Annotated in this window: 17 protein-coding genes, 1 tRNA gene and 1 pseudogene; 10 read left to right on the top strand and 9 right to left on the bottom strand. The window is 27.1% G+C overall.

Translation table 4 applies throughout. The annotated features are described in order from the left end of the window. Positions 1-10: 10 nt before the first annotated feature. The gene (locus tag ACWXVO_RS01725) at positions 11-1,063 is read left to right on the top strand and encodes a M24 family metallopeptidase (protein ID WP_438340839.1); all 1,053 of its coding nucleotides are present in this window, start codon (positions 11-13) and stop codon (positions 1,061-1,063) included. Between the two features lie 73 nt (positions 1,064-1,136). Here the strand turns inward: ACWXVO_RS01725 and ACWXVO_RS01730 are convergent, their stop codons facing one another. From ACWXVO_RS01730 to ACWXVO_RS01755, 6 genes are all read right to left on the bottom strand, one after another. Beyond that, complete coding sequence (locus ACWXVO_RS01730; protein ID WP_456002205.1) at positions 1,137-1,922, bottom strand: hypothetical protein; 786 nt, start codon at positions 1,920-1,922, stop codon at positions 1,137-1,139. Positions 1,923-3,233: 1,311 nt separating this feature from the next. Next, the gene (locus tag ACWXVO_RS01735) at positions 3,234-4,079 is read right to left on the bottom strand and encodes a deoxyribonuclease IV (protein ID WP_438340841.1); all 846 of its coding nucleotides are present in this window, start codon (positions 4,077-4,079) and stop codon (positions 3,234-3,236) included. A 13-nt stretch (positions 4,080-4,092) separates the two neighbouring features. Further along, entirely contained in the window at positions 4,093-5,634 is a 1,542-nt protein-coding gene (locus ACWXVO_RS01740; protein WP_438340842.1) for an RNA polymerase sigma factor, read from the bottom strand. Beyond that, entirely contained in the window at positions 5,624-7,558 is a 1,935-nt protein-coding gene (gene dnaG / locus ACWXVO_RS01745; protein ID WP_456002208.1) for a DNA primase, read from the bottom strand. The genes ACWXVO_RS01740 and dnaG overlap by 11 nt, the downstream gene beginning before the upstream one ends. A gap of 15 nt (positions 7,559-7,573) precedes the next feature. Beyond that, on the bottom strand, positions 7,574-8,947 hold the full coding sequence (locus tag ACWXVO_RS01750) for a glycine--tRNA ligase (RefSeq protein WP_456002211.1): 1,374 nt from the start codon (positions 8,945-8,947) through the stop codon (positions 7,574-7,576). A gap of 676 nt (positions 8,948-9,623) precedes the next feature. Further along, positions 9,624-10,202 (bottom strand): hypothetical protein, encoded by a 579-nt coding sequence (locus ACWXVO_RS01755; RefSeq protein ID WP_438340845.1) that lies wholly within the window; start codon positions 10,200-10,202, stop codon positions 9,624-9,626. A gap of 368 nt (positions 10,203-10,570) precedes the next feature. Here ACWXVO_RS01755 and ACWXVO_RS01760 point away from each other — a divergent pair, with 368 nt between their 5' ends. The 9 genes from ACWXVO_RS01760 (at position 10,571) to ACWXVO_RS01800 (ending at position 17,067) form a co-directional block, all read left to right on the top strand. Continuing rightward, positions 10,571-11,233 (top strand): 16S rRNA (uracil(1498)-N(3))-methyltransferase, encoded by a 663-nt coding sequence (locus tag ACWXVO_RS01760; RefSeq protein WP_455966221.1) that lies wholly within the window; start codon positions 10,571-10,573, stop codon positions 11,231-11,233. A gap of 108 nt (positions 11,234-11,341) precedes the next feature. Next, positions 11,342-11,776 carry a 50S ribosomal protein L13 gene (rplM, locus tag ACWXVO_RS01765; protein ID WP_438340847.1) on the top strand — a complete coding sequence of 145 codons (435 nt, stop codon included), beginning with the start codon at positions 11,342-11,344 and terminating at the stop codon, positions 11,774-11,776. Continuing rightward, entirely contained in the window at positions 11,776-12,174 is a 399-nt protein-coding gene (rpsI, locus tag ACWXVO_RS01770; protein WP_438340848.1) for a 30S ribosomal protein S9, read from the top strand. The genes rplM and rpsI overlap by 1 nt, the downstream gene beginning before the upstream one ends. Before the next feature lie 43 nt (positions 12,175-12,217). After that, positions 12,218-12,294 (top strand) — tRNA-Ile (locus ACWXVO_RS01775). A 140-nt stretch (positions 12,295-12,434) separates the two neighbouring features. Then, on the top strand, positions 12,435-12,701 hold the full coding sequence (gene rpsO, locus ACWXVO_RS01780) for a 30S ribosomal protein S15 (RefSeq protein ID WP_438340849.1): 267 nt from the start codon (positions 12,435-12,437) through the stop codon (positions 12,699-12,701). Positions 12,702-12,939: 238 nt separating this feature from the next. Beyond that, positions 12,940-13,377: a peptide-methionine (R)-S-oxide reductase MsrB gene (msrB, locus tag ACWXVO_RS01785; RefSeq protein ID WP_438340850.1), complete on the top strand. Its 438-nt coding sequence runs from the start codon at positions 12,940-12,942 to the stop codon at positions 13,375-13,377. Positions 13,378-13,538: 161 nt separating this feature from the next. After that, positions 13,539-14,066 carry a TrmH family RNA methyltransferase gene (locus ACWXVO_RS01790; protein ID WP_438340851.1) on the top strand — a complete coding sequence of 176 codons (528 nt, stop codon included), beginning with the start codon at positions 13,539-13,541 and terminating at the stop codon, positions 14,064-14,066. Positions 14,067-14,078: 12 nt separating this feature from the next. Continuing rightward, complete coding sequence (ylqF, locus tag ACWXVO_RS01795) at positions 14,079-14,921, top strand: ribosome biogenesis GTPase YlqF (protein WP_444705141.1); 843 nt, start codon at positions 14,079-14,081, stop codon at positions 14,919-14,921. 1 nt (position 14,922) lies between these two features. After that, positions 14,923-17,067 carry an SGNH/GDSL hydrolase family protein gene (locus tag ACWXVO_RS01800; protein ID WP_456002214.1) on the top strand — a complete coding sequence of 715 codons (2,145 nt, stop codon included), beginning with the start codon at positions 14,923-14,925 and terminating at the stop codon, positions 17,065-17,067. A gap of 126 nt (positions 17,068-17,193) precedes the next feature. Here ACWXVO_RS01800 and ACWXVO_RS01805 read toward each other — a convergent pair whose 3' ends face one another. The 3 genes and pseudogenes from ACWXVO_RS01805 to ACWXVO_RS01815 form a co-directional block, all read right to left on the bottom strand. Further along, a complete protein-coding gene (locus tag ACWXVO_RS01805) occupies positions 17,194-17,400 on the bottom strand; it encodes a hypothetical protein (RefSeq protein WP_456002217.1) in 207 nt (68 codons plus the stop codon). Between the two features lie 467 nt (positions 17,401-17,867). Continuing rightward, on the bottom strand, positions 17,868-19,193 hold the full coding sequence (ffh, locus tag ACWXVO_RS01810; protein WP_438340855.1) for a signal recognition particle protein: 1,326 nt from the start codon (positions 19,191-19,193) through the stop codon (positions 17,868-17,870). A gap of 1,091 nt (positions 19,194-20,284) precedes the next feature. Beyond that, positions 20,285-20,925: pseudogene (locus ACWXVO_RS01815) on the bottom strand (hypothetical protein); the annotation flags it as partial.

The raw sequence follows: 20,925 nt of genomic DNA on the forward strand, positions 1-20,925 counted from the left end.
AGGAGTTAAAATGCTAAAACAACAAATAACCAAAATTTTCGAAGAATTAAAGCTAGATGCAATTATCTCAGAGGCGCCTCAAACAAGATTATGATATGCTGGTATTCAGACAAGTGATGGTTTTATTGTGATCGAGAAAGAAAAAGCCTTTTTATTTGTAGATGGTAGATATATTGAATATGCAACTAAATTTGCAAAGAATGTTGAAGTTATTTTATTGGAGTCAGGAGAAGAAACACTATCGAATTTTCTAAACAAGAAAAAATATTCTAATGTTGGTATTGAATCAGATTATTTACATGTTCAAACATTTGAATATTTTAAAAAAATGATGCCAAAAGCAAAATTTCATAATGTAAAAGGAAAACAATTTAGAATAATAAAAGACCAAGAAGAATCCGATTACATCCAGGAAGCTTGTTTAATTTCATTGCAAGCATTAGAGGAATTAAAGAAAATTTTAGTTGAAGGCATGACTGAATTAGAAGTATCAAATAAACTTGGATATTTAATGCGCCTTTTTGGTGCTGAAAAAGAAAGCTTTGAAACAATCGTTGCATTTGGTACAAATGCTGCCGAACCTCATCATCATCCAACAAATCGTAAATTGGTTGATGGCGATATTGTTAAAATCGATTTCGGAGCGCAATACAATGGTTGAGCTAGCGATATAACAAGAACATTTTTCTTTGGAAAACCCAAGTCAGCTGAATTAGTTTCGATTCTTGATGTTGTTAGCGAAGCTCAAAAACTTGGCCGCGAAGCTGTAAAACCAGGAATTGAAACATCTGAGATTGATAAAATTTGTCGAGAATATATACAATCAAAAGGATATGGTAAATTCTTTACTCATTCAACTGGCCATGGTGTAGGAATCGATGTGCACGAACTACCAGGAGTTGGCAGAAGAACGGGCAATGTGGTATTAGAAGAAGGAATGGTTATCACGGTTGAACCCGGGATTTATGTAAAAGATTTGGGCGGGGCTCGTATTGAAGATACAATCCTTGTTACCAAAAATGGTTCTAAGATCTTAAGCCGCCCTGAAAATTACGAAGAATAATTGAAGTAATTTTAAAAGCAAAGGTAACAAACCTTTGCTTTTAAATTTTTTTATTGAGATTTCTTAAAAGATATTAAAGTTCAACCTTTTGACCATCAATAATTAATTCTACAAGACGAATTGATTGAATCTTATGGGTAGCTGATTTAATTTCACTATTTAAAGAAAAATCAAAAGTGAATTTATTATTAAATGAATTTATTCTTTTGTTAGTTAGGGTTAATTTCTGTGATGTAAATTTTTGCGACGATGTTTCGAAGGCGTTAACAACAATTGCTATTGTAGCTATTTTATTAAAATATGAATCATTATTTGTTTCAAATTCAATAGTTAATTTATCATTTTTAAAATTTATAACATAACTCTTGAAATCAGTATCTTTTATCTTTAAACCGTTTGTTTGTCTGCTAAATTCTTCCTCACCAATAGTTGCGCTTCCAAAACCCAATAATTCAAATGTTGGCGGTGTTTGGTATTCTTTTGGTACATCAGCCTGTCCAAAAATCTGGCGATTAAAGTCCTCTAATTTAATGTTTTCTTTATCATATCCTAGCAATTCGAATGAAGATGGAACATCTGAAGATTCATTTTTTTTATGTTCTTCATTCTTTTCTTGTTTTTCTTGTGATTTATTATTTGAATCATCTTTAGTTCCTCCGGTATCGGGAGTTGTTTTATCGGATTTACTCTTATCAGGCATTTCTTGTTGAGGGGTTCTTGTTTCTGGGTTTTCTGGTTTCTTTGGTTCAGCTGGTTTTTCTGGTTTTTCTGGTTTAGCAGGATTTGCACATGATAGAGCTATAACTGGTGTTGCCAAAGCAGGTAAAAATCCTATAAAAAGTAATTTGCTTTTTTTCATTTTTCTCCTTTAAATACTATTTTGATGTAAGTATTTTACATTTTTTTTTTTTTTTTTGATAATTCTCATCAAATCAATTAATGATCAATGGTGTTTGTAAATAACGCATAGGGTATAAATGAGTAAATATGGAAGCTAGCAGAATTAAATAAAAATTGGTATTATAGAACAATAAAATAAATTAAAAACATAAATAGTTTCTTTTTTAAATACAAAAAGTAAAAAAATCCATTCAGCGCGTAAATGATGATTTTGTTAGCAAGAAATTAATACATGCTAAGAAATAAGAATAAGCAGAAATTCTATCTACTAATTAGAATGTAAATGGTTTTAGCTCTGATGTTACTAATTTAATTAATATTTATCTCAATGAGATTCTTTTAAGATAAAAATTAGAAGAAATAAGCGAGGCGCATTGCTATAATGGCGAAGTATAAATTAAATTCTAAAAGTGTTTTCATTGGACTAAGCAATACAAAAGAGAGTTGTTGGTTTTGGATGATATTCAAAAAAATTATAAGGGCACATAGATCAAGTGATTTTAAATCTATTATGATTGAAGAAGAATATTCGGCTTTTAAGTGTTTAGAAAATATCCTTAGATAAAAAAAGGGGTAAATTTGATAAATATATTTTAATCCTTATTAGTCAAAACCACGAAATATAATAATGCAACTTTGTTGTTAAACAACTAAAAACTAGCTATAAATAAATTTGTCGCATTTCAAAGAACAGATGTTACTTTATTTATTGATAATAAAGAATTTAGAGGTTCAATACTAATGTTATTAGATGAGATACTTCATTTTTCTAGTTTTCCTAATAAAAAAATATCTCCTCCTCTGTAAGATTTGATTGAGACAAATTTTTAGATATATTAAAAAGGTAAGATAAACAATTGTTAATTGCTATTGTCATAGAGATTGATATTGTACATTAAGCGAAGATATGAAAACTAAATTTTATAACAATAGATCTTAAATTTTCTCTTTCAAATAGTTTGTCCGAAGGTTTACATTAGAAAATATTAAAATATGTATGCTCACAAAAAAGAAATGAGATAATTATCAATACTTTAGATAAAATTGAGTTTAACAAAAACTATGCGCCAAGTTTTAGGTGCATAGTTATAAAATGTGTCGTTTTTAAGAAGCAACTCAAATACTATATTTCTAACAATGTTGTAATTATTGTTTTTTTAGCAAAAAACTATGAAGAAAATTTGAAATTAGGTGTTTAAAATAGGATAGAAAAAAATTTAGATTTAGTCAAAGATAATAGACAAATTACAAAAAGCGATCTTAATGATATTTAAAATAAACTAGGCTCTGTGTTATCTAATAATAAAGCAATTTCTTCTTTATAAGGCGCTAAGTCGCCAATATATGGTGTTTCTAAAATAATGGGTATATTATCAAAATCGGGATCATAAACAAATTTTTTTAAAGTTTCTAAACCAATATACCCCTTTCCAATATTATCATGGCGGTCCTTCTTAGAACCCAGCGGATTTTTTGAATCATTTAAGTGAATAATTTTTATATACTTTAAAAAATCGTTGTCTTTTAAATATTTTTTAAAATTATCATAATCCCTAATATCATATCCAGAATCCCATATATGACATGTGTCAAGGCATATGGCAACTCTGTCAGATTTAATTTTCTCAATTATTTCTTTTAATATTTCAAAATTATTACAATAATTGCTTCCATTACCAGCCATAGTTTCTAAGGCGATTGTTACATCATTAGTTTTTGCTAAAACTGTTTTTAATGAATAAATTAAGCTACTTTTAGCTTCTTCTTTGCTAAAAGTAGTATGTGCACCAGGATGCAAAACAATTATTTTAGCCCCTATAAAATTCATTCTTTTAATTTCGGAGATTAAAAAATCAATCGCAAACTTATTTTTTAGCGGGTTTGAAGGATTAATGATATAGGGTGCATGAACAATAATATCATCGGATTTAATTTTATCTGCATAAAATTTATTGTACTCATCATACTTGTAGTATTTTTCTTCAACGCGATAAGGGGATTGATTTGGACCGAGATAAATCATCATGCAGTTAGCATTATTATGATGTGATTCACGTGCAGCGCCTAATAGATAGTCCGGTTTTGAAAACGAGACATGACTGCCCAACTTAATCATTTTTCACCTCGATTTAATCTAAATTATAACTTTCATTAGCATAGAACTCTTTTAATTGCTTACGTTTTTGCGGATGTCTTAATTTACGCAAAACTTTCGTTTCAATTTGACGAACTTTTTCTTTACTTACCCCTAGTTCTTTAGCAAGTTCATCTAAGGAATGAGGACGATATGATTCTCCGTTTGGGTCAGAAATTCCATATCTTTTTCTTATTAATAATCGATCAGATTCATCTGTTAACGAATTAATCATTTCATTCAAAATGACACTCAATTCTTCTTGACTTGTAAAATTAGTTGGACTAATTACGCTTTCATCCTTAACAAAGTCTGAAAAGCTTGAATTTTCTTCCTTTCCAATATTTTTATCAAGCGAAATAGGGTCAATGTTTATTTTTCTTATATATCTTACCTTATCAGCAGTGAATTCGGGTTCACCAAACTTCTTGGCAATTTCTTCATCTGTAGGAGGATAACCTTGTTCTTGTTGTAATTCTCTCTCAATCTTCAAGACTTTATTGATTGTTTCAACCATATGCACAGGGACCCTTACAGTTCTCGCTTGGTCAGCAACGGCTCTAGTAATTGCTTGTCTAATTCATCAAGTAGCATATGTAGAAAATTTATATCCCTTAGTATGTAAATATTTATCAGCCGCTTTCATGATTCCAGAATTACCCTCTGAAATTAAATCAATAAAGCTCAAACCTCTATTCTTATATTTTTTAGCATTATTGATAACTAGTCTTAAATTTCTTTTAATTAACAAATCGCGTGCTTTTTTATATGCTCATTTGTCACCATTCTCTCTAGCCTTAGCCATTTTTTCAGCTGTTTCTAATTCTTCCTTTGGTGTTAAAAGCTTACCATACTTGCCTATTCATCTCATATATCACTTAACAATATCATTTGTTTCAGTTAATCTGTTTGACAAATTACTATTCTCAGAATTTTTTCTAGCTGAACCAATTTTTATTTCTTCACTATCATAGTTTTTTAATAATTTTGATGCATCAAATTCATCATTAGATCTTCTACTTTTTCAATTAACTTCACTATAATCATCATATTCGTTAAGATCATAGTCATATTCTTCATCTTCTTCATCATACGTTTCACTAATTTTGCTTGAAATATATTCATCATCTTCACTAAAGGTTTGATCTTCTTCTACAGCAGAATTGATGCTATCATTTGGTACCAAGGTGCTATCATCATATTCAAAGTCATAGTCAATATCTTCGTTTTCAGCATCCTCGTCATCAATATCTTTTAACATACTTTCGTTAAATTCTGCATCTTGAACAAAATTTTCAACATCATCGTTATCGCCTTCATCAACACTATTAGAAATAAGATTTTTTTCAAACAATTTAAGCAATAATAAATCTGCTTCTTCATCATCAACATAAAGTTTTTTCTTATAAAGAATATCAAAAACTTCCTCTTGAGATAGGGTTTTAAATTTTTTATCTTTATTTTTCCTTTTAACTACCTCATTTTCAATTACTGAAATAACATAATCTATTGATTTTTCTAAATTATTACTTGTCATCCTGTGCTCCTTTGGTATACATTAAAATCTGCTTTTTTGGTTTCTTTCGATTCTCAACAAATTCATCTACACGATCATATAGATTTTTGATATCCTTTTTCAAATCATCACTTGTGAGAGTTAAATTTTTTATCTGAATTGCCTGTTCTAGATATGATTTATATTCATTTATTAAATCAATGTTATTTGATATTTTTGCTTTATTAAGGTCGGATTCAATTACCGAAACAAGATTGGATTGACTTAGTTCTAAACCTTCCTTGTTCTTTTTGATAATATAACTAATTAATTTTCTTAATATCTTTTGTGAATCATCATCTAAATTAAGATCGTGAAATCCATCATTTTTTCATTGTTTTGCAATAAAGGGTTGATTTAATACTAGCAACAAAATTTCCTTTAATAGCATATAATGCCTACTTATTTCTTGTTTTAATATTGTTCTAGCATTAATGAATTTTTTATTTTTTTTATTAATACTTGGCGAATTTGCTTGCTTCGAAACTTCTGGTTGAAGGCTTGCAATATCATTTTTGATAAAAAAGTTATTATCATAATTTTCATTTGTATAAATACTTGGGTGATTTGTGCTATGTTTTTTTTCATTAATTTTATTTTTAAATAATGGATCTGATAAAAAAAGGGGATTAGAATTTTTATAGTAGTTTTCAAATAAATCGGCAGTTAAAATGTTTTCATTAATAAATCTTTCTTTGAGCATTAAAACTAATGAATTATCAATATAATAAACATATTCAAATATCTGCTTAAATATTTCGTTTCTCTCAAATGATTGTTTATTGTTTAAAATATTTTGCTTGGCCAGTATTAATAAATATTCGACAATATCAACCTTGTTTTCACACATTTTTTTTAAAGTTAAACCATTATCTAGATTATAAAGTTCATCTGCATCTTTATTTAATGTATTTATAACAAATTTAGCATTTAAATTGTATTTTTTTGAATAGTACAATATCATCCTTAAATTCTTTAGTGTTGCATTTTGCCCTGCACTGTCATTATCAAAAAATAATGTAATAGTTTTATTATTTAATAGTTTTAGATGGGCTGGTGATAATGAAGTACCCATAATTGCTACGGCATTTTTGAATCCAGCTTTAAACATGGCTATGCAATCAAATTGCCCCTCTACTAAGTAAACTTCTCTTTTATTATTTATTTCATCTTTTGCATGAAAATAATTAAAAATTACTTCATTTTTTCGAAAAACAATAGTCTCAGAACTATTTAAATATTTAGGGTTTTGTAATCCAGTAATGTCTCTACCTGAAAAAGCAATAATATTGCCTAATTCATCGCATATCGGAAACATTAGACGATCATTAAAAAAATTTTTATTTTCAATAGAAGATAATAATGATGAATTGGATATTTCAAACGAATCAAATTTATGTTCGATAAGAGTTTCATAAATTGACTTGTTTTTTGATGAAAAACCAATTTGAAATTCTTTAATTAAATTATCATTTAGGTTTCTTTTGTGCAGATACTTTATTAATTCGGCGCTTTTTTCAAAAGTAATTTGATATCTAAAAAAATTAAGTGCCACCTTATTGACTTCAAGAATTTTAGAATGTTCAGTTGTGATAGCGGAATTATTCATAAAATTGCCGAATTTGGAAATATCTAGGTTTTGTTTATTGACTAAAAATTTTAGTGCCTCAAAGGATGTTAAATTTTCCTTATATTGAATAAATTTAATTACATCTCCGCCTTTTCCGCAACCAAAACATTTAAATATTCCTTGCTCTGGGCTAACAACAAAAGATGGCGTTTTTTCGCCATGAAAAGGACAACAAGCCTTATAATTCTTCCCTTGCTTCATTAAAGTCAGATATTGCCCAATAATATTAACAATATCACTTTTAGAAATTACATATTCTCAAACACTTTCCTGCAAAATTAATTCCTTTTATTATCTGTTTTCTAATAAATAACTTGCAATTTCACTAATTGGTATTACATCTTGCTTCATTGTGTCTCTATTTCTAATAGTTACAGTATTATTTTTGGTTGTATCAAAATCAACAGTTATACAAAATGGTGTTCCAATTGCGTCTTGTCGACGGTATCTTCTACCAATAGAACCAGCTTCATCATATGCTATTCTAATATTAGTATTTTCCAATAAATTGTTATAAATTTCCTTGGCTTCCAATGACTGCTTTTTCATTAAAGGTAATATAGCAACTTGATAGGGTGAAATTTTTTTACTTAATTTTAAAATCACTCTTTCTTCTTTATCATCAATTTTTTCGACTGTATAAGCATCGATAATCAATGCAAAAAGCAATCTGTCCAATCCAATTGAAGGTTCAATAACATATGGAATTATTTTGGCCCCATCGTCTTTTAAGTATTCAAGAGATTCACCAGAAAATTTCATATGTTGACTTAAATCATAATTGCCGCGATTAGCAATTCCTAATAACTCACCTCATCCAAAAGGAAATAAGTATTCAATATCGCTTGTTCCTTTTGAATAGTGACTTAATTCTTCTGCTTCATGTGGTCTTATACGTATATTTTCTTCCTTAAGACCTAATAATAAAACGAGTTTTTTACATTTTTCAATTCAATACTGATAAAAATTATTGCTATCTTTTTCTTCGCAAAAAAATTCTAATTCCATTTGCTCAAATTCTCTTGTTCTAAAAATAAAGTCACGGGGGGTTATTTCATTGCGAAAACTTTTACCTATCTGGCCAATTCCAAAAGGCAATTTAGCTCTTGATGTTCTAGTCAAGTTCTTAAAATTCACAAATATACCTTGTGCGGTTTCAGGTCTTAAAAAGGTTTCAGAAGAACTGTTATCAATTGCTCCCATTTGCGTCTTAAACATCAAATTAAATGGTCTAATTTCTCCTCATTCTGCACTTACGCCATCATATTTTTTAACATTTTTTTTAATGATTTTCTCTAATTCGTCAAATGTACATTTTTCGACATTAATTTCAGGAAATAGATCTTTAATAATATGGTCAGCACGGTATCTTTTATTATTAACTTTATTTTCAATTAGAAAATCAGAAAAATTATCAATATGACCACTAGCTTTCCAAACATTCTTATTCATAATAATTTTAGAATCAATTTGATAATTTTTTTCTTTTCTTATAAATTCATTAATTCATATATTTTTGATTTGAGTCATCATAGTAGTTGCTAATGGACCATAATCTCATGTATTCACAACACCACCATATATTTCTGAATTTTGATAAACAAAACCCATATTTTTTAAATGAGCGATAACATCATGAATATTTTTTTTAGTATTATTTGGCATTGTAACCTCATTACATTTTTTATATATTTATATAAAATTAATATAAAAATTGTATCATAAAACATAATAAATTAAGTTAAGTTGGCATTTAAATTTTGGACACAGCTATTTTTTGGATTTGCTTATTTCTTCTTTTATTCATTCCAATATTTCGCTATTGATATAATTTATATTTTTATAAATGACAATATTATTAACTTTTCTTTTATTGTAGACTGATTTTTTTAAAAAAATATTTCCTAAAATGCTTATAAAACTTGTTATACCAAATTTATAAAATGCTTTGATTCCTAAATAAAATTTGTATAAAAGCAAAAACATATAGACAATGTTCCCTATAAAAAAATATGTAAATATTACAAAATTATTATTAATTTAATTTCCAGCGTCGTAACATAATAATCAAAAAATCAAAAAAAGACCCCGCAAGCAATAAAAAACAATAAAAGATATAAAGGGATATTTATTTTATGCTTATCCACCGTGTGCAAATGGGCATATTTTTTATCCATAAATGTAAAGCATTCGGCTTTTTATTTTAAGTTTTTTATCAAAAGTAACAATAATAAAATGAGCACAACATAATGGCGCAAGTAAGAACAAAAAAATATTTCTATTTTTTAAGTAATCCTAATCCATAATGTTGATTGCTCTTTATAATTTTTTTCTTAATTTATTAGTTTGGTAGAAATGATGGAAAAATGTCGTTGTTATTATCAATATGTGTTTGATTGAAAACAATTCTTTCAGTTCCATCTTTTTTTCAAAAAACAAATGTGTAATACTTTCCTGTACCTAACTTGTTTTCTGGCTTATCAAATTTAAATCTTAAAGGATATTCAACACCAGCTCCTTCATCGGCTTGCGTCGATGCAATTTTTATATTTAAAGGATCTACTAATGTATTATCATTTCTTCCTTTAACTTCTGTGGCAAAGGCTAATCATTCGCCCTTAACACCTTCCACTGGCCGGTGGTGTAATCTGAATGAAAATACACCATCCTTATCTAGAAAATTTTCACTTGTTGCCGCCGCAAATAATAATGTTCTGGTTTTTACTTGACCATTAAATTTTTTAACACCAAAATTAGTAAAATCTAATGTTTGATTTGTTTTTTTATTTTCATTAATTTTGGGCCCAGCGTCTGGAACTGTATGTTCGCTGTTATTTGTTGGTGCACATGCAACTAATGTTGCAGTGGGCAATATCGGCAACAAAAATAGTGATGCTTTTAGGAATTTATTTTTAATCATATATTCTCCTTTATTGTTTTTTATTTGCTATTAGTTTAATATAAAAAAGTTAGATTTTTTCATTTTTTTTACAAAAATAACAATAAAAATATAAATACAGTTATTTAATTTATGTTAAATATTCCGAATTTCCGTTATATTTTTTTATTTTTAATGTTGCATTTATAATTTGGATCATATAAAAGGCCGCAATTGGATTAATTATTTAATTACATGTTTTTTTAGAAAAAAAAGTGCTTATATTATTATTGTTTATTAAGTGTTTATTAAAAAAATAAAACTTATTATCTTTCTATCTCTAAAACTTTTATTTATGATTTAAGGATTAAGTATTAGATATTTATAAAAAATTTTATAATTTAATAATTATGTATAAATTTTTTAGCAGTTCTAAAAGTGAAAATTATTTCTCTTTAGATGAAGATACACAAAAACATTTAAAAGTAATCCGGATTAAAAATCAAGATTTTTTAATAAACTTTAATAATGAGTTTTACTTATGTTATTTTGAGTTTCCTAATAAGGCCATAATTAAGAAAAAGTTAAATATAGATAATGAATTAGAAGATGATCTAATAGTAGCAATCCCACTTATAAAACAAAATAATTTTGAGATTGCTTTACAAAAAAGCGTTGAATTAGGAGTAACAAAAATTATTCCTTTTATTTCAGAATACACAGATAAAACTAATATGCAAATAGAAAGCAAAATAAAGAGATTTAAAAAAATAATCCTTGAAGCATCACAACAATCTTTTCGAAATACAATGCCAATATTTGAAAGAGTTATGACCTATGATGAGATTATTAAACTAGATGTTAAAAACAAAATTTTAGCTTATGAAAATGAAAAAGATAAAAAGATAACCAAACGAAAAGGAGATACTCTTCTAATTGTCGGTCCAGAAGGTGGATTTTCGTTAAATGAAATAGAATTGGCAAAAAAAGAAAATGTCGAAATCGTTTCATTAACCAAGACAATTTTGCGAGCAGAAACAGCATTAATATATATGATTGCAAAAATGAACTAATGAAATTTTTTTTGCTATAATAGTTTAGTGAAATTTATTTATATTAAGTTATGTATATAAATAATGATCATTAATTTTTAAATATATTTAAAACATGAAAGAGAAAGTATGCGTCAAACAACAATTATTAGAAAAGAAATAGTTGATAAAAAATGATACATCATCGATGCAGCCAACGTACCTTTAGGTAGACTTTCAACTCTTGTTGCTTCAATCCTTCGTGGAAAAAATAAACCAACATTTACTCCAAATGTTGACATGGGCGACAATGTAGTTGTTATTAATGCAAAAGATGTTCTTTTAACAGCTAAAAAAGATGAAAAGAAAATTTACTATCACCACACTGGATATCCTGGTGGTTTAAAACAAATTACTGCTGCAGATTTAAGAGCTAAAAAGCCAATTGCTCTAGTTGAAAAAGCAGTTAGAGGTATGTTGCCTCATACAAAATTAGGCCGCAAACAATTTAAAAATCTTTATGTTTATGCAAATGCAGAACATAAGCAAGTATCACAACAACCAACACAAATAGAGGTTAAATAATGGCAGACAAAATTAGATACTATGGCCTAGGACGTCGTAAATCTTCCATTGCTAGAGTTTACTTAATTCCTGGAAAAGGCAATTTTGTAATTAATGGAAAAGAAGCGAAACAATATTTAAATTCAGAAATTTTATTAATGGATGCCTTAAGTCCATTTGGCGTTACCGAAACAACAAATCAATTTGATGTTTTTGCAAATGTAAATGGTGGTGGTTTAACCGGTCAAGCAGGAGCCATTAGATTAGGTATTGCAAGAGCATTATTAGAAGCATCAAATAATGAATATCGTAACAAATTAAAAGATGCTGGATTCTTAACAAGAGACGCTCGTGTTAAGGAACGTAAGAAATTTGGATTGAGAAAAGCAAGAAGAGCAAGACAATTTTCAAAACGTTAATTTTTTTGTGATATACTTATATGGGTTTATCCCATGTTTTTATGCGAGCATAGCTCAGTTGGTTAGAGCACACGACTGATAATCGTGAGGTCGATGGTTCAAGTCCATTTGTTCGCACCATTTCAAGAAATTGACCATAACACGCTAGTCGTGTTTTTATTTTTTTATGATATAATAAAAGCGAATGCCCTATATTGAGGTATTCGTTATTTATTCCTTGGTAGTAATTAAGATTATTGCTAGGTTATGAAAGGAAAAAGATGGTTTCTAAAATTAGAAAAAGCGAATTGGTAAAGCAATTTGGAAGAAATGAAAAAGACACAGGTTACTTGCCTGTACAAATAGCAATATTAACTGAAGATATTGAATCATTAAAAAAACACTTTGCTATTAATAAAAAAGATTTGCACTCAATGCGTGGATTTATGAGAAAAGTTAATCACCGTAAAGCATTGCTAAATCACTTAAAAAACGAAGATTATACATTATACCAATCAACCATTAAATCACTAAATATTAGAAAATAAATTTTTTCTATGTTACTTTTTAAGTAAAAAAATAGTGCTAAAACACCACAGATCTATGTATTTGTGGTGTTTTTTTGAAATATTAATATGAGCATATTTAATATTAGGTTCATCAAACTCTTATTAAGTTAGAAAATTCCTAATTCACAAATTCTAAAATAATTTAAATTATGCATAAAATCATATAAAATCTTTATATACTTACTCAATATAAAATTATAAAATATAAGGAGGGTTTATGAATCCCCAAGAAAAAGAAAAACGTTTAGCACAACTAAGTGAACTTGAGTATAATGTAACGCAAAAAGCATTTACTGAGAGACCTTATATGAATAAATATAATAACCATTATGAAAAAGGCATCTATGTTGATATTGTTGATGGTACAGCATTATTTATATCAGATGATAAATTTAATTCTGGTTGCGGTTGACCAGCATTTTCTAAGCCGATAGATAATAGTCTATTGGTTGAATTGACAGATACTTCGCATGGAATGATTAGAACAGAAGTAAAATCTAAAAACGCCGATTCACATCTAGGTCATGTCTTCAGTGATGGCCCAAGAGATAAAGGTGGATTAAGATACTGCATTAATTCCGCATCTCTTAGTTTTATCCCTTATGAAGAACTTGATGAAAAAGGATATGGTCAATATAAAAAATTATTTAAATAGTTTTTTAATATCGTAGTTTATATTTATAGATTTATAAAAAGTTTGTTTATTTCTAAACCAAACTTTTTTTATTTACCAACATATCATAAAGATTGGATTAAATGTTTGTTTAGTGAGTTTTATATTTGCTAATTTTTGCTATATATAGTAAAATTTTTACTATGATTAATATTATTCTATATCAACCTGAAATAAATGCTAATACAGCAAATATAATCCGTACATGTTTCGCTGCTAAAGCCAAGCTTCATATTATAAAACCAATAGCTTTTGACTTACACCCTCATTGATTAAAAAGAAAAGCAGCCGGGCACTTTCTTAGTGAAATTCAACATGAAGTTCATCAATCATATGATGATTTTATTAAAAAATATCCTAGCAAAAATATTTTTTACATAACACGTTATGGTTTAAAAAATTATATCGATATTAAATATGATGAACTGGCACAGAAAGAAGGTGAAATATGAGTTATGTTTGGCACAGAGAGTACAGGGATACCAAAGACAATTATGCAAACTAACATCGATAATTGTTTAAGAATTCCTATGAATTCTAATTGTCGCAGTTTAAATTTAGCTAATTCAGTAGCTATTGTTTTATATGAAATTTTACGACAAACAAACTTTAATGATCTGTCAATTTATGAAGTCCAAAAAGGCAAGGATTTTATATTAAAAAAAGAATAGAAAGGAAATAATATGATCCATTGATTTCCTGGCCATATGGCCAAACAATTTAGACTATTGCAAGAAAAACAAAAATTATTTGATTTATTTATTATTGTAATGGATGCTAGATTACCTCGAAGTTCTTTTAATGATGAAATTTTCAAAATAATTAATAACAAACCAGTTTTATTTGTTTTTAATAAAGCAGATAAAACTAATCTCGAAAAACTCAAACCTTTTCTTGAAGATTATAAAAAACGTGGTCAAGTAGTTGTTACCAACCTAAAAGCACAAAATACATATGCAAAAATTAATATTGCTCTAAATAAAGAGTTCCTAAAATTTAAGGCCAAAAATGATCAAAAGCAAAAACTTACTCCAAGCCTTAAATGTGTTGTTTTAGGTGTGCCAAATGTCGGTAAATCAACATTTATTAATATGATGTCAAAATCGAGAGCAACTAAGGTCGGGTCGATACCTGGTATTACGAGATCGGAACAATGAATTAATTGCAAAAATTATCTTTTGTTAGATACTCCTGGTTTATTGATGCCTAAAATCGAAAATAATGAAATTGGAGCAAAATTAGCCATTGTTGGATCAATTAGACAAGAGGCCATTGATCAAAACGAATTAATTGTTTCTCTTTATCAATTAATGTCTAAATATTATCCTGAGAAACTAAAAGAAATTAATTTAAATCCTACTTTTGATTTAGAGGATATTTTTGCAAATATTTCCAAATATGCAATGCAAAACAATTTATTACTAAAAAACGGTGTTTATGATATTAAAAAAGGCATCAATATGTTAATTAATCATTTCAAAAATTTAAATAATGTTATTTTTGATGCATATGAAGGCGGAAAATAGGATGGATGAGAATACAAAAAAAACCATTATCATAAAATATGTTGCCCTAGGCGACGCATTTTCAGCAGGTTATAATTCAAAGATTGGTTTTCCGACTAATGGTTATATGGATAAAAATGGTGAAATCAAAGGTTTATGCTTCCCATCGATGTTAGCAAATTTTCTAAATGATACGTCTAATTTACAAGTTGAAAGTTTTTACAATTTTGCTATATGTAATGCCTCATGTGAATTTTTGGAAGCATTTTATAGCAACAATAAAAAGGTCCTTAAAAAAATGGGGAGCAAATTAGACTTAATTCAGTCAATAGATTGATCCTCAAATAATCCATTTAATAACTTTTTTTCACCATTTTTGAAGGATTGAAATATTAGAAATAATGATTTCCAATATATTAATGAGAAAATTGCGGAAGCCAATTTAATTACTTTAACTATTGGCTTTAATGATTTTTTTTCCAATTTACCATTTCAAAAAATACTTCTTTTGACTAAATTAAATGGTGAAGCTAGAGATAGACAAATTTCCGTAATCAAAAAAGATATTGAAAATTTAAGCATTGTTATCGAAAATAAAATAATAAGTCTAATTTCAACCATCAGAAAAATTAATAACAAAGCAAAAATAATAATTACTAGCTACTCACCATTATTATTGAATTTAAGAAATACTATTTCATCTTTTTTAAACACTCAATTAAGCGACCAATTTGAAATTTTTGATTACCTACAAATTAATCTAAATAAAACAATTGCGGAATCTGCTAAGAAATGCCGAATTGATTTTATTAATATAAACGACACAAAATATTGGGAAGAAAATAAAAAATATTTATTTGAAAATATTTTTTCAATTTATCCAACTGAACGCGGCTATAAAAAAATAGCAATGGATATTTATGTTAAGCTTTTTCTAAATTTCAAAATGCTTAAAAACGATCTTAATAATCATAGTTTTACTAATGAATATATTTCCTACACCAAATATTGAGAAGACAACATCTATTCATATAATCCAATATCACAATGTAGTGAAAATTTAAGTTTATTTAAAATGATTTATGGAAAAAATAAAAATGAAATTCTCTTCAGACAAAATAAATCACAAAGATATTTTAACAATCTTTTACATAATAGAAATCGTATAACTGATTTTTGTTCAATATTCATAAGATATAGCAAGTTGCCAATAAGCGAAATGATCAAAAAAATTATTAGTCAGAAATTTATTTATGCTCCAGAACAATATGAGAGCATTGCTAAAATTCTTAATTTTTTAACAAATGAACGAAGATCAAAAGAAGCTATTCTAATACTCTTAAAGGATCATAAGGTTGATGACATAGTTTACATTATTGAATGTATTTTGCAAAAAAAGGCATTATCAAAAAAAATTATTAACTACAAACTAATAAAACAAGAATTAAACAACTTTTTCAAAAATGAACAAAATATGGTTTATGATGTTTTAAAATATCTTTTTAATTCCGGTTTAATAAATGATTCAAAAAAGGAATTCAAAGATATAATCCATTCCTTAATAAAAGATTCCTTAAATACTAGCTTTTTAACATATTTATTTAACATCAAAAATAATCAAAAATTTAATAAGGTAAAAGAATATTTATCTAGCCTAAATTCGTTTTCAGAATTTACTGATTTTTTCGTTGAATCTCTTATTAATTATTCTGATGTTTATGTTAAATTAAGAAATTTTGATGAATTATGAAAACATTTTATTATAAAAAATAAATATAATTTATTGTTTATATTCGACAAAATGTTAGTAGAAATTACAAATGAAGAGAATATAGACCATACTGCTAACTTTTTTATTGATGCAATTAAGAGCTCACTTCGTGTAGAGCTTGATGCAAAAGATTATAAAGTGTTAAAAAATGCAATTAACAATATTTTAAATATATGTAAAAATAGTCCTAAATATTTAAACAATGTGTTCTTAAAATTTCTTGATAATATTAGAAATCTTTCCTTATATAAACTTATTCTACACTCAAAAACTAATAGCAAAAAAACTTTTAAACTTTCTAATCTATTTTCTTTAAACATCTTCTTAGTAAGCTCAATTAAACTATTAAGAAATCTATTTATAATAAAGAAAATTGTTAATAAAAACAAAATATAAGATAAGGCGTATGAGGAAACATAGATAATTTTAAGTAAATCTTTAAAGTCTTTCTCAGGGTCATGGCCAATTGTCGAAGCTTTTATTTCATCAAAAACTGTAGTTAATATTTCATTAAGATTTTCATTATCTTTGCTGCTTCTTAAGATATTTATAAAAAGATGAAAAAGGTTTGATAAAGAAACCTTTTTCATCAATTAATTGTTCTTTAATTTCATCATCAATTTGATCATCAAAAATATCAGCATAATTAAATAAAGAGTCTGGATTAGCAGCATTTTCTGCATCATTAAAATATTTGATAATGTTCTCAGGCGTGTATCTATAAAACAATGTAACTAAAATGTATTGCTTGAAGTCTCAAGCATCAACGCTTCCTCTTAAATCTTCAGCAACTCTTCAAATTGCACTATAAAGTTTTTTTCTTTCTTCTTCTCTTTTGTTATTTTTTATTTAATTGCTCCATTCATCAATTAATTTAGTAATATATCAACTGTTTCTTTTAAAAAATCTTAACTAAATAAGAACTCACAGTAGCCAAATTAACACCTGCTTCAAAGCATTTTTTAATATTAAAATCTTTTAAACGAGGTAATATTTTGCCATCGTTTTTGGCGGGATTAAAAGCCTAACCGGCTTTTACATTTTATTTTTAGTTTTTTAAATTTTGCCAATGCAGTAGGTTAAGCATTCGTAACTAAATTGTTTACTAATAATTTATGCATTTATAAACATATACAAAAAAATCTGAGCACATTTGTATCTGGATTTTTGTCCATGTTTTAATATGCCCATCTTTTTTATCCTAAAATACCATTTTTGATCTGTGGATTATTACCTAATTCCTTCATTTGTTTAGACATTCTCTCAAAATCATTTAATAACATGTTATACTCACGAGCACTTCTACCCGAGCCTTTAAGAATTCTTTCTTTTCGAGACGAATTCTTTAATAATTTAGGCATCTTTTTTTCTTGTTCAGTCATTGAATTAATTAGATATGTATAAATTTTAAACTTGTTTTCAGCTTCCTCTATTTTTTCATCGCTTACTCTGTCAGCCATTCCGGGAATTAATTTAAGAATTGCCTTCATCTTACCGAGTTTTTTAATTTGCGCAAGAGAATTCATTAGATCATTAAGATCAAACTTTCCGCTGATCATTTTATAACCTATTTTTTTCATCATTTTTTCATCAACTTCTTCTGATGCTTTCTCAATAAGCGAAAGAACATCACCCATTCCCAAAATTCTATCTGCCATTCTATCTGGATAAAATAATTCTAGGCCAGCTATCTTTTCACTAATCCCAATAAAGGCAATAGGAATTTGAAGAAGATGCGTTATTGATAGCGCTGCACCACCTCTTGCATCTGAATCTAATTTAGTTATTATGGTTCCATTTAAATTTAATTTTTCATGAAAAGCCTTCGCTGTATTAATAACATCTTGACCGCTCATTGAATCAATAACTAAAAATATGTAATCTGGTTTAATATTTTTTTTAATTTGTTCTAATTCATTCATTAACTCTTCATCAATTGCCAAACGCCCTGCAGTATCAACAATAACTAGGTCATTTTTATATTGTTCAGCTACTTCAATTGCTTGCTTTGCAATTAATAAGGCATCATTTTCCTTCTTTGTGAAAAAGTCGGTTTGAGTTTGCTTTGCAAGCTGTTCTAGTTGATCTCTAGCAGCGGGGCGATATATATCATCACCAACTAATAGTGGTTTTTTGAATATCCCTTTTTTTCGAAGATAAAATGATAATTTAGCGGATGTTGTAGTTTTACCTGAACCCTGTAGTCCTACCATCATAATTTTTGTTGGTATTGCCTTTGGTTTAATTTCAATAGAATTGCTACCTAGTATTTTGGTTAATTCATCCTTAAAAATCTTTAAGACAGTTTGCTGCTGATTTAATTTACCTATAATTTGGCTATTTAATGCTTTCTCTTTTACTTGTTTTATAAATGATTTAACAACTTCTAAATTAACATCAGCTTCTAATAAAGCTAACTTAACTTCTCTTAAAATTTCTAAAATATCTTCTTCATTAATTGACAATTTTTTATTAATTTTATCAATTGATTTTTGTATTCTTTTTTGTATAAAATCTAGCATGTATTTATTATATTATAATAAGTTGATATAGACAAAATAAAAATACTAATACGAGATTTTTACTTATACTATCGAGTTAAATTACAATAATATTTTATTTTTTATCTATTACATCTAAATTTAATTTTGAAAATAACAAAAAACATTTCAGCTGTTATATATCCTTATAAAATCAAAAGTTTTTAAAAATTTAAACTGTGCCACAAAAACTGAATGAGCAGTTGAATGTAACTATTCAAATTTGTATTTTGCCACAATCTAGCATTGCCCAATAACTTCATTGGTAATCCACCTAATTTATGTCAAATAATAATTAATCACACGTTGCTCTCATACAAGCAAAAAGCGCACCAATTAATTATTTCGTATTTCATAAGTGTAGCAAATTCATAATAAGCGATTTTGTAAAAATTAAGATATTCAAATTTTAAATTTTTATTAAATAACCATTTTATGGTTTTGTTTTTTTGCTTTTATTAAACCATTTTCTCACTATATCAAACGAAGTTATTGAAGTATCTATCTTTCATTTTCATAATAGCATCTTAAAGATGCTTTTCTTTAGTAGCACGCTTTTTATTACTACTGAATTGTGCTTTGTTAAAATGTCTTCTATGATTTGTCAATAATTAGACCACTTGTTATTTTCTTTGCAATTTAAAAAGAAATTCCTAATGGTTTTATCTATTTTGCACATTTTTTATGGTCTGAAACGTAAATATTTAACTATTTCTCTCTTCCTAATTTCTTTATTTTATCTCCTTAAGAGCAAAAAATCTAGACACAAATGTATCTAGATTTTTATATATTTTTTAACAAACACAAACTCGTTATTATAAAAATTTAAGAACCGCCGGCAAATTTAAATAAAACCGATATAAATTTGATTGTTTTAAAATATTCCTTGCAAAGTTAAAAGAATTAAATATTTCTAATTTCTCTTTAGAAGTTTCTTTAAAACAAACCATATCCTTATTTTTTTAAAGTTGATAGTTACCATCGTGATATGGGTAGCTTAAATAGAATGCAAACTTAAAGTTTTGGTACTTTTAAGTCATCTAGTTTTTTGTAAAAATAGTTATTATTCCTTCTTAACTATTTTTTTCCTTAGATTCTTTACTTTCAGGAGTTAATTTTAATTCACCTAATTTAATTTTGTCATCAAATTTAGGAATGTTTTTTTTAATTTGATCTGGAAGATCGGTAATTAATTTTTGTAAATCTTTTTCTAAAACTTGCTTTTGAAGGTCTTCAAAACTCTTTTTAAATAGACCTTGAAATACAAGGACTTCATTTTTTTCAATTTCTTTAACCTCTTCTTCATCAAGATTATTTATCAAATCATCTTCTTCTGGTGTTGGCTCTGGTTTAGGTAGGGCTGGAGATGTAAGGGTATCCTCGCCATCCTCATCTTCTGTTTTGCCGTCAGGAAGGGTTTTTCCTAAATGTTCATTATTTTTATTATTTTCTTTTTTTGAATCATTATTCTTGCCATCATCTTTTGGATCCTTATTTTCAGGTTCAGTTTTGCCATTAATTTCTGGTTTCTTTTCTTGTTCTTTGCCTTCTTCATTCTTTTTAGGATCTTCTGGTTTCTTTTCTTGTTCTTTGCCTTCTTCATTCTTTTTAGAATCTTCTGGTTTCTTTTGATCATCTATTTTAGGATCACTAGGTTTTTTATCATTATTTGAACTGCAAGAAATAACAGTTGCAGCTGTTATAAAAGGTATTG

This window comes from Mycoplasma sp. 1890 (assembly GCF_053851615.1).